This window comes from Kitasatospora phosalacinea, assembly GCF_000716545.1.
Taxonomy (GTDB): Bacteria; Actinomycetota; Actinomycetes; order Streptomycetales; family Streptomycetaceae; genus Kitasatospora; species Kitasatospora phosalacinea.
The window spans coordinates 31,821-46,627 of sequence record NZ_JNWZ01000053.1; the positions used below are offsets into that span (position 1 = coordinate 31,821).

Genomic DNA, 14,807 nt, shown 5'->3' on the forward strand with positions numbered 1-14,807 from the left:
GCTCCGACTCTCCGTCAGCGCGGCGTCCCGGGCGAGCGGTCGCGCCCGGGCGGGTGTCAGCCCGCCCGGTACGGGAGTTCGATCTCCGCCCAGACCACCTTGCCGTGCTTGGTGGGGCGGCTCCCCCAGCGGTGCGCGAGTTCGCTGACCAGGTGGATGCCGCGGCCGCCCTCGTCCTCCTCGGCGGAGCTGCGCAGCCGGGGCGGCTGGCCGCCGGCGTCGGAGACCTCCAGAGTGAGGGTGCGGTCGCGGAATATCCGCAGCCGGCGCGGGGCGTCGGCGTGCAGCAGCGCGTTGGTGACGAGCTCGCTGACCACGAGTTCGGCGTAGTCGGTGAGGGCGGACAGGCCCCAGGCGTCCAGGGTGGCGCGGGTGAAGCGGCGGGCGCGGGAGGGCAGCGGGCCCTCGCTGGGCAGCAGCAGGGTGGCGATCCGGTCGGCGGGGACGGGCAGGACGCGGGCCATGATCATGGCGATGTCGTCCTCGGTGCCGGCGGTGACCAGGGCGGAGAGCGCGGCGTCGCAGCTCTCCTCCAGGGTGCGGCCGGGGGTGGCGAGGGTGCGGGCGAGCAGGTCGATGCCCTCGTCGAGGTCGCGGCCGCGGCGTTCGACCAGGCCGTCGGTGTAGAGCGCGAAGGTGGCGCCGGGGGGCAGGGTGAACTCGACGGACTCGAAGGCGCCGCCGCCGATGCCGAGCGGGACGCCGGGCGGCAGGCCGACGACGTGCGCGGTGCCGTCGGGGTCGACCCGCACGGGCGGCAGGTGGCCGGCCGAGCAGACCACCACGCTGCGGTCGACGGGGTCGTACACGGCGCACACGCAGGTCGCGAACTGGCCCTCGCCGATCGCGGAGGCGGTCTCGTCGAGCCGGCCGAGGACCTGCTCGGGCGGCAGGTCGAGGGTGGCCAGGGTGCGGGCGACGGTGCGCAGCTGGCCCATCGTGGCGGCGGCCCGGATGCCGTGGCCCATCACGTCGCCGACCACCAGGGCGACGCGTCCGCAGGAGAGCGGGACGACGTCGAACCAGTCGCCGCCGACCTCGCTGACCACGCTGGAGGGCAGGTAGCGGTGGGCGATCTCCAGGCCCAGGGTGCGGTGGATCTCCTGCGGCAGCAGGCTGCGCTGCAGGGTGAGGGCGGTCTCGCGTTCGCGCCGGTAGAGCCGGGCGTTGTCGATGGCCAGGGCGGTGCGGGCGACGAGCTCCTCGGCGAGCGAGACGTCGGCGGCGCCGAACGGCTCGGGGTTGCGGGTGCGGACGAACTCGGCGCCGCCGAGCACCATGCCGCGGGCGATCAGCGGCACCAGCAGGTAGGAGTGGATGCCGGCGGCGATGCCGGGGGCGACCCGGTCGGGGTCGGGGACCAGGCCGCGCAGCACCTCCTCGTCCACGTGCGGCTTGAGCAGCGGGCGGCCGCTGCGCAGGCACTGGGTGTAGATCCGGTGCGGGCCGTACTCGGTGGTGCCGCCGACGGCGTCGGCGGCGCCGGTCAGTCCGGAGCCGTACGCCTCGCCGACCGCGACGGCGCGGACCTGGATGGCCCGCTCGGGCTGGATCGGGGCGGGCTCCTCGCCGCGCAGCACCGGTTCCAGCAGGTCGACGGTGGCGAAATCGGCGAACTTCGGGACGATCGCCTCGACCATCTCCTCGGCGGTGCGCTTGAGGTCGAGGGTGGTGCCGATCCGGGCGCCGGCCGAGGCCAGCAGGGTCAGCCGCTCCTGGGCGCGGGAGGCGCGGGCCTCGGCCTGGAAGCGCTCGGTGACGTCGATGATGGAGGAGGAGACGCCGAGCACCTTGCCGGTGGAGTCCTCCAGCCGGAAGTAGGACGCCGACCAGGCCCGGTCGCGGCGCGGGTCGCCGGGGACGCGGCCGTGCGAGCGGGCGTCGACCACCGGTTTGCCGGTGGCGATCACCTGCCGCATCACGTTCTCGATCTCGCCGGCGTTGATGCCGGGCAGCACCTCGGAGATCCGGCGGCCGAGGTGCTGCTCGGCGCTGAGGCCGTTGATCCGGGCCAGCGCCGCGTTCAGCCGGACGAAGCGCAGCTCGGTGTCGTAGACGGCCAGGCCGATCGGGGACTGGTCGAAGAAGCCGTCCAGGACGGCCAGGTCGGACTCGACCTCGTGCAGCGCCTCGGTGTCGGAGGCGGTGGCCAGCAGCAGGGTGCGGCCGTCGGGGTCGGTGATCGGGTAGGTGTGGAACTCCAGCTCGACGGTGGAGCCGTCACGGCGGCGCACCGGGTGGGTGCCGGACCAGCCGTGGCCGGCCACCAGGCGGTCGAACAGCTCCTCGGCGGCGGCCCGGTCCTGCTCGGGCAGCAGCAGCCGGACCGGGTGGGCGCCGAGGGCCTGTTCGGCGGGCCAGCCGGTGAGCGCCTCGGCCTCCTGGCTCCAGTGCAGGATCCGGCCGTCCTGCTGGACCAGCGCGGTGGCCAGTGGGATCAGGCGGTGCCCGGACAGGCGTGCGGGAGCGGCGCCCGCCGCGTCGCGATCGGGCTTGCGTTCGAAGCCGTGCGTGCTCAGTTGGCCACCTGCCCGGTACCTTCCCCGGTTCCGCCGGTCGTTCCGGCTTCCACCAGACTGCACGGCCCGCCGGGCGCTGGCGACTGGTGGTCGTGCGGGCCGTCGGACCGAATACGTGAGTGTGCTCGATTCGGGCCGGTCCGGGCAAGAGCGTGACCCCCAACTGCCGGTCACGGACCGCCCCGGCGGGGTTCCGGCCGGTGAGCACGGGCCCCGGCCCTACGCGCCGCGGCCCCGCCCCGCCGCGCGGGCCCGCAGTTCGCGGCGGAGGACCTTGCCGGTGGCGGACTTCGGCACCGCGTCCAGGAACTCCACCTCGCGGACCTTCTTGTACGGGGCGACCCGGCGGGCCACGTACTCGACCACCTCCTGCTCGGCCAGCTCGCAGCCGAACGCGGGCACCACGTACGCCTTGGGGTGCTCGGCGCCGTGGGCGTCGGCGACGCCGATGACGGCGGCGTCGGTGATGCCCGGGTGGGTGAGCAGCAGCGCCTCCAGTTCGGCCGGGGCGACCCGGTGGCCCCCGCGCTCGATCAGCTCCTTCACCCGGTCGACCACGAACAGCCAGCCGTCGGCGTCGACGTGGCCGACGTCCCCGGTGTGCAGCCAGCCGTCCGGGTCGACGGCGGCGGCGGTGTCGGCCTCCCGGCCGAGGTAGCCCTTCATCACCTGCGGGCCGCGGAACAGCAGTTCGCCGTCCTCGCCGGGGCCGAGGTCGCGGGGCGGGCCGTCCAGGGAGCGGATCCGCAGTTCGGTGCCGGGGGCGAGGCGGCCGACGGTGCCGAGCGGCGGGTGCGGCTCGCCGGGCGGGACGATGTGGGTGAGCGGGGAGAGCTCGGTCATGCCGTAGCCCTGCAGCAGGTGCGGCAGGCCCAGGCGGCGGGCCGCGGCGGCGGCCGGGCCGGCGTCCAGCGGTGCGGTGGCGCTCAGCACGTAGCGGACGGAGGACAGGTCGAAGCGGTCGACCAGCGGGTGCTTGGCCAGCGCCAGGACGATCGGCGGGGCCACGTGCAGCGCCTCGACGCGGTGGCGCTGGACGGCGGTCAGGAACTGCTCCAGGTCGAAGCGGGGCAGCACGACAACGGTGCAGCGGGCCCGCAGCGAGCGGTTGAGCACGGCCACGAGGCCGTGGACGTGGGAGAACGGCAGCACCGCCAGGACGCGTTCGCCGGGGCGCGGGCCGAGCACGGCGTCGGCCTGGGCGAGGTTGGTGGACACCGCGCGGTGGGTGAGCATCACGCCCTTGGGCCGGCCGGTCGTCCCGCTGGAGTACGGCAGCACCGCCAGGTCGACGGCCGGGTCGAGGTCCGGCTCGGGCTCGGGGGCGGAGGTGGCGGCCAGGTCGGCGAGCGAGCGGTGGGCCGCTGCCGCTCCGGGGTCGTCGGGCTCGTCGCAGAGGAAGATCCCGGCGACCGGGTGTCCGGCGGCGGCCAGGCGGGCCACGGGCAGCAGCGCGGCGGTGGTGATGATCCAGCGGGCGGCGCAGTCGCGCAGCCGGGCGGCGAACTCGGCCGGGGTGACGAGCGGGCTGACCGGGGTGACCGTCGCCCCGGTGCGGGTCGTGGCGAAGAACGCCAGCGGGTAGGCCAGCGAGTTCGGGCTGTGCAGCGCCACCACGTCCCCCTTGGCCACCCCCGCCTCGGCGAGGCCGGCGGCGAGGCGGCGGCTGCCCGCGTCCAGCTCCCGGTAGCTGACGCTGCGGCCGGTCAGCCCGTCCACCAGCGCCGGGCGTTCGGCGTGCTCGCCGCTCGCGCAGCCGCCCAGGACGGCCTCGTGGATCGGCCGGTCGAGCGGGACGACGGGCGGGTAGTCGCTGTGGAACACCATGCGGGCCTCCGGGCGGCTCGGCGGTCGCGGCCCGCGGGGTGCGGACGCGGTGCAAGCGTGGCCGGGGGGCGGGGGCCGCCACCAGGGCGCGTGACGGGCTTACCGGCGTACGGGACGGATCTCCTGGCGGCTGACCAGGTCGAGCAGGCGGGCGTGCGTCCCGGCGTCGGCCGCGGCGATCAGGCCGCCGGCGCCGCTGTGCACCGGTGCGCCGCGCAGGTCGGTGACGGTGCACCCGGCGGCCTCGCAGAGCGCGATGCCGGCCGTGAAGTGGACGCTGTCGACCAGTCGGCCGTCCGTCACGTACCCGGCGCGGCGGCCGGCCGCGACCCAGGCCACCGCGAGCGTGGTGGACACCACCCGGGGGCGGAAGGCCGACTCGAAGTCGGGGTCGGTGAGCAGGCGGGCGACGCGCAGCGCGGGGGCGTTCGGGTGGGGCGGGTCGAGGTTGAGGTCGACCAGGCGGGAGTCGGCGGACGGAGCGAGCGGGGTGTCGCGGCCGTCGCGGCGCAGGTGGGCGGCGGTGCCGTCGGTCCAGTACGTCTCGCCGGTGTACGGGTCCGCGGCGGCGGCGGTCGTCCGGCCGTGCTCGCGCAGGGCGACGTTGACGGCCACCAGGTGGGTGCCCACCGCGAAGTTGAGCGTCCCGCACAGCGGGTCCACCAGCCAGCGGCGGGCCGCGCCGGCCGCGCCGGTGGCTCCGCTCTCCTCGCCCGTGAACGCGTCGCCGGGGCGGGGCCGTCGGGGGTCGGTCAGGCTTCCGGGTCCCAGGCGTAGAGCTGGTGGAAGGGCTCGGCGGCGCCCTCGACGGGGAGGGCGTCGATGGGGGTGCGGCCGTACAGGACGGCGAGCAGTTCGGCGGCGGTGCCGCGGAGGGTGCCGTCCGGGGCGGCGGCGGTGGCGCGGGTGGCGCGGACGCCGGCCGGGGAGAGGTCGAGGTACCAGGCGGGGCCGTCGGTGGCCCGGAAGGCGAGGACGGCGGGGGCGTGCGGCCAGGGGACGGTGGTGGAGCAGCAGATGAGGAGGAACTCCTCGACGCCGTCGAGCGCGACCTCGGCCGGGACGGCGGCGGGGACGCCGGCCGCGAGCTGGGCGTCGTAGGTGTGGACCGCCGTCTCGTGGAGGCGGCGGCGGGCGGCGGCCGTGCTGTCCTGCGGGGACTGGGCGGGGCCCCACCACGTCCAGCAGGGGGCGCCGGGGCCGGCCGCGCGGAGGGCTTCGAGCAGCAGGTCGGTGGAGGCGGCGTGCCAGGCGATCAGGGCCTCGCGGTCGGCCGGAGCGGTCTCGTCGGGGCGGGGCGGCGGCGTCTCGGCGGGCCCCGCGGCGACGATCTCGGCCCAGAAGCGCTGCCCCCGGCCGAGGTGCTGGGCCAGCTCGTGCAGCGTCCACCCGGGGCAGGTGGGCACCTCGGCGTCGAGGGCGGGGGCGGCGGCCAGCGCGGCGCGGAAGGCCGCGGAGCGGTCGTCGAGCAGGCTCAGCAGGGCCGGGAAGTCAAGATCGATGGGCACGGTCGACTGTCTATCACCAAGTTTCCGGCGGGCGGAAGGGAATATTCGGGTCCGGGCGCGGGGCCGGGGCGGAGGCCGGCCATGTCCGTTCGGCCGGCGGCTCGTTGGGCTGGGCGTGGGGAAGAGAGCGCCGTGGTTGGTGTCGGACGAGCTGTGGGAACGGATCGAACCGCTGTTGCCGGTGCGGCGGCAGGGTCTGGGGCGGCCGTCCGTGAAGGACCGGGGTTGCCTGCAGGGCATCCTGTTCGTGCTGCACACCGGGATCCAGTGGGAGTGGCTGCCGCAGGAGTTGGGGTTCGGGTCGGGCATGACGTGCTGGCGCCGGCTGCGGGACTGGCAGGAGGCCGGGGTGTGGGACCGGCTGCAGCGGGTGCTGCTGGACGAGGCCTACCGGGCGGACGGGTTGGACTGGTCCCGGGCGGTGATCGACGACTCGCGGCAGCGGGGGCGGGGCGGCGGGTGACCCGTCGGGCGCACCCGGGGCGGGGGCCGCTCCCCCGCGACCGCCCGGGTGCCGACCGGTCGTCAACTCCCGTTCCGGCCGGGCCCGTCCGGGCCCCCCGGGCCTGCGGCCACCCCGGTGGGCCGGCTGTCGGTGGGGTGCGGCATGCTCCACCCATGCTTCACGCGATGACCGAGCGCGGACTGTCGATGCGCGACCCCGGGGCGGCGGCCCTGGGCCGGCTGGTGGCGAACATGCAGCGCGGCGACTCCCACCTGATCGTCGAGCGGTTCGGCGCGGACGAGCCGGCGGGCGACTGGTACGTGCAGGTGCGCCTGCGGGAGAACGGCGTCTACCAGTTGGAGTACCGCGACGGCGTGCCCGCCGAGCACTACCGGACCCTGACCGTCTCCCCCGCCAAGGTGGTGAGCGCCCTGGTCGGCTGGTCGGAGGGGCGGGCGGCCTGGCGGGCGGGGTTCGACTGGACCAACATCGGCCACTGGTTCGCGGACGGGCAGGACGGCCGGGGCGGCGAGGGCGACCGGGGCGGCCGGTAGGGCCCGGACGGCGGGGTCGGGCACCGCGTCCCTCAGAGCAGCCAGAGTCCGAGGCCCGCGACCAGGATGCCGGCGGCGATCAGCAGCGGGCCGAGCAGGTAGTCGCGGGGGCGGTCGGCACCGGGTCGGATCCGGATCGTGGAGGCCAGACCGAGGCCGGAGAGCAGTACGCCCAGCGGGGTCAGGACCACCCACATGGTGGATGCGGCGGCGTGGCCGGAGATCATCGGGCCGTCGGCCGGCCGGCGGGTCGGGGGCGCGCGCCGGGCGCTGACGGGGCGTGGGGTGCTGCCATGATGCGGGTCCTCCTGCTGGGTTCCGCACGACGCTACCGGGGGGCGGAACAAGACTCCGCCACGGATTGGCAAAGCCTTCACCGCACCCGTCCGGCCCGGTCGGGAAGGGCGCCGTCCGCCCGTCCGCCGGGTTCACCCGGGCGGCCCACCAGCACGGACGCGCGGAACGTCCGGTTCCCAGCGAACGCCCAGGGACTTCCGGGCGTCCGCCCAGCATCCGCGGGGCGACCCCCCGGCGTCCCGCGCCGGGGCCGGACCGGACCCGTCCGGCGGCCGGGGGCGGGCCCCGGGAGGGCGGAGCGGAAGGCCCCGGCCCGGCACCACCTTGCCGGGTCGGGGCCTGGGCCCACGGGGCGGGGAGCGTCCGCCCTCAGCCGACCGGGACGGCCGGTCCGGCGGCCGGTTCGACCGCCTCCTCCAGGGCCCGGGCCGCGGCGCGGCGGGCGACGAAGCGGTTGACCAGGGTGACCATCGCCCAGGCGAAGGCCCACCCGACCAGGATGTCGATGATGAAGTGCTCGGCTCCGTAGACCAGCGTGAACGCCATCGCCAGGGGGTACGCGGCGAGCAGGACGCGCAGCTTGCGGCCGGCCCCCGGCCAGAAGAACAGCGCGATCACCATCGGGTAGGCGGCGTGCAGCGAGGGCATCGCGGCGACGTCGTTGGCGAACTTGCTGCCGTTCTCGAAGATGGTGCCCGCCCGGGGCAGGCCGCTGTCGTTGAGCACGGTGTTGACCACCCGGTCGACGGCCGGCATGTGGTGCTCCAGGCCGGCCAGCCACGGCGGGTCGGCGGGGTAGAGCACGTAGGTGGCGAAGCCGATCGCGGTCATCGCCAGGTAGCAGCCGAGGAAGTGCCGGAACCTGGCGTGGTCGCGCTTCCACAGGACGGCGAGGATCACGAACACCGCGAAGAAGTGCGACATGTAGACGGCGACGGCGGCGTAGTCGTACCACTGCGGGTCGCCGGGGTGGTAGAGCCACTCCTGCAGCCGGACGGTCCAGGTCTCGCCGAAGCCGAGCACCTCGTCGAAGGCGATCTGCGGGGCGTAGTGCGGGGGCCACGGCGTGTGCGCCCCGTAACCGCGCAGCAGGGAGTACGCCCAGACGACGGCCATCACGGGGACCCAGTCGCGCAGCACGTGCAGCCAGCCCCGGCGGCCGCCGCTGTGCACGGAGGCCGCGATCAGGGCGGCCATCAGCCAGAGGAAGACGACGTCGTTGGCGTACGGCAGGCCGTAGACGGAGAGGTAGTACCAGAACGCCAGGGCGAACAGCGGCCAGGCGAGGTGCCGGAGTTTCAGCCGGGACAGCAGGTGGAGCGCCAGGGAGCGTGACCGGGCTGCCAGGTGGGACGAGTCGATCATGCGTCACGAAGCTAGCAACGGCGGCTTGGAGATTCCTCGTGCCGCGCGCCGGGGTTCCCAGCGAGTTCCCAGGCGGCACCCGGACGGGTGCCGGGAACGTCCGATCAGCCTAATGTTCGACATTAATAATGGCGATCATTAATGTGGAGGCATGGCGAGGAAGTCGACGGGTGCACGGAGCACCCCTGCGGGCGAGGGGTCCGAGGGCGGTTCGGCGGGTGGCGGGTCCGCCCGGGAGCTGCTGATCCGCTCCGCCGAACGGTTGTTCGCGGTGCAGGGCGTGCACGGGGCGCAGTTGCGCGAGGTGGTGCGGCAGGCCGGGCAGGCGAACCCGTCCGCGGTGCAGTACCACTTCGGTTCGCGCGAGGGCCTGCTGGACGCGGTGATGGCCGAGCGCCGGCGGCGCACCGAGCGGGCGCTCGCCGAGCGGATGCCGCGGCCCGAGGGCCGTTCGCTGGGCGAGCTGCTCGGGGCGCTGGTCGGCGCGGAGGCCACCGAGCTGCGCACCGAGCGCGGCCGGGACTGCCTGCGGATCTCCACCCAGGTCAGCCACCGCAGCGGCGTCCGGGAGCGGCGTCCGCACGCCGGGCTCGCGGGCACCCTGTACTGGCGGCTGATCCTGGAGCTGGAGGCGCCGCTGGTGCCGCTGGCCCCCGAACCGGTCCGGCTGGAGCGGATCGACCTGGCGCTGACCCTGATCGGGGCCGCGCTCGCCGAACGCGCCCGGCAGCTCGCCGAGGGCGAGCCCACCCTGACCGGGGACGGCGCCTACCTCGCCGACCTCGTCTCCGTCTGCACCGGTCTGCTGACCGCACCGGTGGCGGCGGCGGAGCGGTAGTGCGGTGCGGTGCGGTGCGGTGAGCGCAGTGCAGTGCAGTGCAGTGCAGTAGATGCGGTAGGCGCAGTGCGGCAGAGCGGGGAAGCAAGGTGCCCACGAGACACGCGAACACCGAGGAGCGAGTCATGAGCGAGCTGTCCGGCAAGACCGTCATCATCACCGGCGGGGCCCGGGGGCTGGGCGCGGAGACCGCGAAGCAGGCGGTCGCGGCGGGGGCGAACGTGCTGATCACCGACGTCCTGGACGAGGACGGCGCGGCCACCGCCGCCGAGCTGGGCGAGCGGGCCCGCTACCGCCACCACGACGTCGGTTCGGAGCAGGACTGGGCGGACGTGGTGGCGTACGCGCAGGCCGAGTTCGGGGCGGTGCACGGGCTGGTGAACAACGCGGGCATCTCCACCGGCAGCTTCCTGGCCGACGAGTCGGTGGAGCACTTCCGCAAGGTGCTCGACACCAACCTGACCGGTGTGTTCATCGGCATGAAGACGGTCGTCCCGGCGCTGCGGGAGGCGGGCGGCGGTTCGGTGGTGAACATCTCCTCGGCGGCCGGCCTGATGGGCCTGGCGCTGACCGCGGGCTACGGCGCGTCCAAGTGGGGCGTGCGCGGCCTGACCAAGATCGGCGCGGTGGAGCTGGGCGTGGACCGGATCCGGGTGAACTCCGTCCACCCGGGCATGACCTACACCCGATGACCGCGTCCACCGGCATCCGGCGCGGCGCCGGTCTCAGCCGAGCAGGGCGGACTCCCCGCGCGGGATCCGGGCGTAGCGGGTCTCGGTCGCCCGGCCGATCCAGCCGTCGAAGTTCTCGGTGCCGATCTCGCTCAGGTGGGCGTCGTGGATCGGGAAGGTGCGCTCCGGACGGACGGCCCGCACCGTCTCGATCGCCTGCCGCAGGCCGAGCCAGGGGCCGCCGGCGGGCAGCAGCAGGGTGCGCACCTCCTCGTCCCGGCCGCGCGGGACGTGCAGGGAGTCGCCCGGGTGGTAGACGCCCTCGACCAGGTAGCCCAGGTTCGCGCAGTCCGGGTACTCGTCGATGATCTCCGCGTGCCGCCCGCCGACCGCGCGCACCGCGAAGCCGCCGGCCGTGAACGCCTCCCCCGCCCGGACCGCGACCGGCGCGGGACCGGTGAGACCGGGGAGCGCGGCGATCTCGGCCGCGAGCTCCGGGTGGGTGTACACCGCCAGCTCCGGGTCGGCGGCGCGGGCGGCGAGCAGCCGGTCCTCGTCGACGTGGTCGGCGTGCGCGTGCGTGTAGAGCACCGCCCGGACCCCGTCGAACGCCTCCGGCTCCGTCCAGCACCCAGGGTCGATCAGGACGGACCGCTCGCCGTCGGGCGAGTCGATCCGGACGCAGGCGTGGGCGTACTTGGTCAGGCGCATCCGGCCAACGTAGCGCCGGGGGCGGGCGGCGCGCTCCCCGTTTTCGGCCCGGGTGCTGACGGGCGGTCAGGCGGAGGCCGGCCGCCCCCGGCGGGGGACGCGGGCGCGCCGCGCGGGCGGCCCGGGGGCCGTCAGGCCGGGGCGAGTTGGCGGGTCGCCGCCTCGACGGTCTGGGCGAGCAGGACGGCGATGGTCATCGGGCCGACGCCGCCCGGGACGGGGGTGATCAGACCGGCGCGTTCGCTGGCCGACTCGAAGTGGACGTCGCCGGTGTTGCCGGGGTTGTAGCCCGCGTCGATGACGACCGCGCCGGGCTTGATGTGCTCGCCGCGGATGAATTCGGGCTTGCCGACGGCCGCGACCAGGACGTCGGCCTCGCGGAGGACGGAGGGGAGGTCGGTCGTGCGGGAGTGGCAGTAGGTGACCGTGGCGTCGCGGCCGAGCAGCAGCAGGCCCGCGGGCTTGCCGAGGATCGCGCTGCGGCCGACCACGACGGCGCGCTTGCCGCGCAGGTCGACCCGGTACTCGTCGAGCAGGCGCATGATGCCGCCGGGGGTGCAGGAGGCGAAGCCGGGGAGGCCGAAGCCCATCGCGGCGAAGGAGTGGGTGGTGACGCCGTCGACGTCCTTGGCCGGGTCGATGGCCTCGAAGGCGGCGCGTTCGTCGACGTGCGGGCCGGCCGGGTGCTGGAGCAGGATGCCGTGGACGGCCGGGTCGGCGGACAACTCGGCTATGGTGTCGACGAGTTGGCCGGTGCCGGTGGTCGCGGGGAGTTGGACGTGGCGGGAGCGGATGCCCGTCTTCTCGCAGCGGTCGCGCTTCATCCGGACGTAGGTGACGGAGGCCGGGTCCTCGCCGACCAGGACGGTGGCGAGGCAGGGGGCGGTGCCGGTGCGCCGGTGGAGGTCGGCGGCCGCGGCGGCGGTGGAGTCGGTGAGGCGGCGGGCGAGGGCGGCGCCGTCCATCAGGCGGGCGCGGCGGGGGGTCTGCGACACGGGGCAACTCCCTGGGGTTCGTGGTGAGTTCGCCCAGGCGCGCGGCAGCGGTGGATCGGCCGCTCCCCGGTGGTGCTCCACCCGTGCGCCAGTCGCGGCCCCGTGGGCACTCTAGCCGATCCGGCCGCCGCCGGTCCTGCGGATTCCGCCGTCCCGATCCGCCGCGCGGCGGGTCGGGACGGCGGACCGGGCGCGATCCGGTCGGCGGGGCCGGAGCGCCGGGCGGACGGCGGCCGGGTGCGCGGTCAGGCCGTTTCGGCCTCGATGCGTTCGACGATGAGTTCGCAGAGTTCGTGGGTGCGCAGTGCGTCGGTGGCGTCGAGCGTCTTGCCGGCGCGGAGGGCGTCGAGGAAGTGCAGGACGACCTGTTCGATGCCGCGTTGGCGGGCGACCGGGACCCAGTCGCCGCGGCGGCGGACGGTGGGCTGGCCGCGGTGGTCGATGACCTCGGCGAGGTTGTGCACCTCGCGCTTGGAGTCGGCGCCGGAGACTTCCAGGATCTCCTCGGTGGAGCCGGAGACCCGGTTCATGATGCCGAGGGCGGTGAAGCCGCGCCCGGCCAGGGTGAGGACGAGGTGTTCGACCAGGCCGTCGCGGGTGCGGGAGCGGACGTCGACGTGCTCGATCTCGCCGGGGACGAGGAAGCGCAGGCTGTCGACGACGTGGATGAAGTCGTCGTAGACCAGGGTGCGGGCGCGTTCGGGCAGGCCCTCGCGGTGCTTCTGCAGGACGATCAGGTCGCGCGGGCGTTCGGCGGCGAGCAGGTAGCCGGGGGCGTGGCGGCGGTTGAAGCCGACCAGCAGGGAGCGGCCGGTGTGCTCGGCGAGGGAGGTCAGGCGGCGGGCGCCGGCGAGGTCGTAGGCGAGCGGCTTGTCCACGTACACGTCGACGCCGCGGGTGAGCAGTTCCTCGACGATCGGGACGTGCTGGTCGGTGGCGGCGTGGACGAACGCGGCGCGGATGCCGGAGTCGATCAGTTCGCCCAGGTCGGTGGTGCGGAACGGGATCCGGTGGGCGTCGCCGATCCGGTCGAGCTTGGCCCGGTCGCGGGTCATCAGGCGCAGGTCGATACCGGGCTGGGCGGTGAGGACCGGCAGGTAGGCCTTCTGCGCGATGTCTCCGAGGCCGATGACGCCGATCGGGATCGGGGGCGTGCTGCGGCCGGTCTCGTGATCGCTCATCGGGCACTCCTACGAGGGTGGGTGGTGGTCGTCCCTGACCACCCGGCAGCATATGCCAGGACGGGTGTTGAGCAGTCAGGACGCCGGTGGATCGGCCGATTCGCGCCGGTGTGGCGCGGCCCCGCCCGGGGACGGCCCGCGCGGCTGCTCGCGCCGGCCCCGGACGGCCTCCTCCCCCGCCCCCGACCGGGGGCGCGCGCCGTCAGCCGCCCGCGGGCCCACCCGCGTCCGCGTCCGCGCCGAGGATCCGGCGGAGGTCGGCCGCCGCGTCGTCGAGCCGGCCCGCGTAGCCGCCCTGGGCCAGCCGCAGCACGAAGGCCACGGCGTCGTCCGGGTGCGGGTCGGCGTACGGCTGCCCGTTGTAGTCGAGGAACAGCAGCACCGACTCGAAGGTGGTGCGCTTGTTCCGGTCCGTCATGGGGTGGTTACGGGACAGGGACTCGCCGAGCGCGACCGCCTTGGACCACACGTCCGGGTAGGCGTCCGCGCCGAAGGCCGAGGCCCGCGGGCGGCCGAGGGCGGACTGCAGCAGCGAGCGCTCGCGCACCACCGCGGCGTCGCCCAGCAGGTGGACGACGTCGTCCTCGTCGAGGTGGTCGGTGCCGTGCGTGCTCACAAGTCCGCCAGCCTCTCCAGCGTCTCGGCGTTCGCCGCCCGGATCCGCGCCACCAGGGCGGCCCGCCGCTCGGCGCGCTGCTCCGGCGCCCAGTCGACGGCCCTCGGGTCCGGCGGCTGTTCCTGCGACCGCTCCTGCTGCTCCACCTCGGCGCCTCCCCCCGGCGGTTCGGTTCACGGTTCGGTTCGTGGACGGAAGCTAACAGGCGGGAGGGGGTGTCGTCGATCGGTTATTCGTCGGGGCAGTGGATCTGACGCCGCTTCAGGACGGGCGGTCGAGGTGGGCGGCGGCCTGGGCGAGGGCGGTCAGGACGGGGCTGATCAGCGGGTGGAGTTCGGCGCCCGCGCGGGTGGCGGCGAAGACGCGGCGGGTGGCGAGGGGGCTGTCGACCGGGCGGACGGCGACGGCGGCGAGTTCGGTGCCGCGCAGGGCCGAGCGCGGGACGAGGGCGACGCCGGCGCCGGCCGAGGCGAGGGCGGTGACGGCGCGGAAGTCGTCGGAGGAGTGCACCAGCCGGGGCTGGAAGCCGGCGTGTTCGCAGGCGAGCAGGACGACGTCGTGGCAGGGGTTGCCGGGGTAGGGCCCGATCCACGGTTCGGCGGCGAGGTCGGCGACGGCGACCGGGCCGGCCCCGGCGGCCAGCGGGTGGTGCAGCGGGAGGACGGCGTCGAAGGGCTCGGCGTACAGCGGCAGCCGGGTGAGGCGGCGGTCGTCGGGGCGCGGGGCGCCGCGGTACTCGACGGCGACCGCGATGTCGGCGCGCCCGTCGAGCAGCATCGGCAGGCTGGCGTCGCCCTCCGCGTCGAGGACGCGCACCCGCAGGTCGGGGGCGGTTCCGGCGAGCGCGGTGATGGCGGGGGCGAGGACGAGTGCGATGCCGGTGGCGAAGGCGGCGACGGTGACCTCGCCGGCGGAGCCGGAGTCGTAGGCGGCGAGGTCGGCCTCGGCGCGTTCGAGCTGGGCGAGGACGGCGTCGGCGTGGGTGAGCAGGATCTCCCCGGCGGCGGTGAGCCGGACGCCGCGGCCGGCCCGGACCAGCAGGGTGTGGCCGGTCTCCTGTTCGAGGGCGGCGAGCTGCTGGGAGACCGCGGAGGGGGTGAGGTAGAGCGCGGCCGCCGCGGCGGTCACCGTCCGGTGGTCGGCCACGGCCCGGAGGGTCCGCAGCCGTCGTGCGTCGATCACGGGTCAATTCTGCCAGCGCGGCGGGGGCGGCCGGGACGCCGGGTGGCCCGGGGCGCCCGCGGACCGCCCCGGGCGGGGGCGGGACGGGCGTCCGGGGG

The 14,807-nt window shown here is 75.4% G+C and carries 13 protein-coding genes, 3 pseudogenes and 1 riboswitch; of the genes and pseudogenes, 4 read left to right on the plus strand and 12 right to left on the minus strand.

The features are described from left to right. Positions 1-56: 56 nt before the first annotated feature. The 4 genes and pseudogenes from OO48_RS24380 to OO48_RS24395 all read right to left on the minus strand — a co-directional run bounded on the left by OO48_RS24380 (position 57) and on the right by OO48_RS24395 (position 5,854). Positions 57-2,582 (minus strand): SpoIIE family protein phosphatase, encoded by a 2,526-nt coding sequence (locus tag OO48_RS24380; RefSeq protein ID WP_033219832.1) that lies wholly within the window; start codon positions 2,580-2,582, stop codon positions 57-59. 156 nt (positions 2,583-2,738) lie between these two features. After that, positions 2,739-4,346, minus strand: coding sequence for an AMP-binding protein (locus OO48_RS24385; RefSeq protein ID WP_209439538.1), 1,608 nt, complete (start codon positions 4,344-4,346; stop codon positions 2,739-2,741). Positions 4,347-4,445: 99 nt separating this feature from the next. After that, positions 4,446-5,090: pseudogene (locus OO48_RS24390) on the minus strand (inositol monophosphatase family protein); the annotation flags it as partial. Between the two features lie 8 nt (positions 5,091-5,098). Beyond that, entirely contained in the window at positions 5,099-5,854 is a 756-nt protein-coding gene (locus tag OO48_RS24395) for a maleylpyruvate isomerase family mycothiol-dependent enzyme (RefSeq protein WP_033219834.1), read from the minus strand. Between the two features lie 43 nt (positions 5,855-5,897). Between OO48_RS24395 and OO48_RS24400 the strand changes: the two are divergent. Both OO48_RS24400 and OO48_RS24405 read left to right on the plus strand, forming a co-directional pair. Then, positions 5,898-6,311 (plus strand): annotated as a pseudogene (locus OO48_RS24400) (transposase); the annotation flags it as partial. A 173-nt stretch (positions 6,312-6,484) separates the two neighbouring features. Next, on the plus strand, positions 6,485-6,853 hold the full coding sequence (locus OO48_RS24405) for a hypothetical protein (RefSeq protein WP_245194785.1): 369 nt from the start codon (positions 6,485-6,487) through the stop codon (positions 6,851-6,853). A gap of 32 nt (positions 6,854-6,885) precedes the next feature. On the opposite strand, the gene OO48_RS24410 is transcribed toward OO48_RS24405, so the two are convergent. Further along, complete coding sequence (locus tag OO48_RS24410) at positions 6,886-7,080, minus strand: hypothetical protein (RefSeq protein ID WP_033219839.1); 195 nt, start codon at positions 7,078-7,080, stop codon at positions 6,886-6,888. A 439-nt stretch (positions 7,081-7,519) separates the two neighbouring features. Next, positions 7,520-8,515: a phosphatase PAP2 family protein gene (locus OO48_RS24415; RefSeq protein WP_051732674.1), complete on the minus strand. Its 996-nt coding sequence runs from the start codon at positions 8,513-8,515 to the stop codon at positions 7,520-7,522. 151 nt (positions 8,516-8,666) lie between these two features. Between OO48_RS24415 and OO48_RS24420 the strand changes: the two genes are divergently transcribed. Next, entirely contained in the window at positions 8,667-9,353 is a 687-nt protein-coding gene (locus tag OO48_RS24420) for a TetR/AcrR family transcriptional regulator (RefSeq protein ID WP_081952340.1), read from the plus strand. A gap of 125 nt (positions 9,354-9,478) precedes the next feature. After that, positions 9,479-10,125: pseudogene (locus OO48_RS24425) on the plus strand (SDR family NAD(P)-dependent oxidoreductase); the annotation flags it as partial. Here the strand turns inward: OO48_RS24425 and OO48_RS24430 are convergent. The 6 genes from OO48_RS24430 to OO48_RS24450 form a co-directional block, all read right to left on the minus strand. Next, on the minus strand, positions 10,079-10,735 hold the full coding sequence (locus tag OO48_RS24430) for an MBL fold metallo-hydrolase (RefSeq protein WP_033219841.1): 657 nt from the start codon (positions 10,733-10,735) through the stop codon (positions 10,079-10,081). The pseudogene OO48_RS24425 and the gene OO48_RS24430 overlap by 47 nt on opposite strands. Before the next feature lie 131 nt (positions 10,736-10,866). Then, entirely contained in the window at positions 10,867-11,700 is an 834-nt protein-coding gene (locus tag OO48_RS24435) for a bifunctional 5,10-methylenetetrahydrofolate dehydrogenase/5,10-methenyltetrahydrofolate cyclohydrolase (RefSeq protein WP_033219884.1), read from the minus strand. A 54-nt stretch (positions 11,701-11,754) separates the two neighbouring features. After that, positions 11,755-11,836: riboswitch (ZMP/ZTP riboswitch) on the minus strand. Between the two features lie 139 nt (positions 11,837-11,975). Next, the gene (locus OO48_RS24440; protein WP_051732676.1) at positions 11,976-12,911 is read right to left on the minus strand and encodes a Gfo/Idh/MocA family protein; all 936 of its coding nucleotides are present in this window, start codon (positions 12,909-12,911) and stop codon (positions 11,976-11,978) included. 202 nt (positions 12,912-13,113) lie between these two features. Continuing rightward, positions 13,114-13,527 (minus strand): type II toxin-antitoxin system death-on-curing family toxin, encoded by a 414-nt coding sequence (locus OO48_RS24445; protein ID WP_063830726.1) that lies wholly within the window; start codon positions 13,525-13,527, stop codon positions 13,114-13,116. Next, positions 13,524-13,673: a hypothetical protein gene (locus tag OO48_RS38510; protein WP_157845524.1), complete on the minus strand. Its 150-nt coding sequence runs from the start codon at positions 13,671-13,673 to the stop codon at positions 13,524-13,526. Before OO48_RS38510 ends, OO48_RS24445 begins: the two co-directional genes overlap by 4 nt. Positions 13,674-13,788: 115 nt before the next feature. Continuing rightward, the gene (locus OO48_RS24450; RefSeq protein WP_033219847.1) at positions 13,789-14,709 is read right to left on the minus strand and encodes a LysR family transcriptional regulator; all 921 of its coding nucleotides are present in this window, start codon (positions 14,707-14,709) and stop codon (positions 13,789-13,791) included. Positions 14,710-14,807 lie beyond the last annotated feature (98 nt).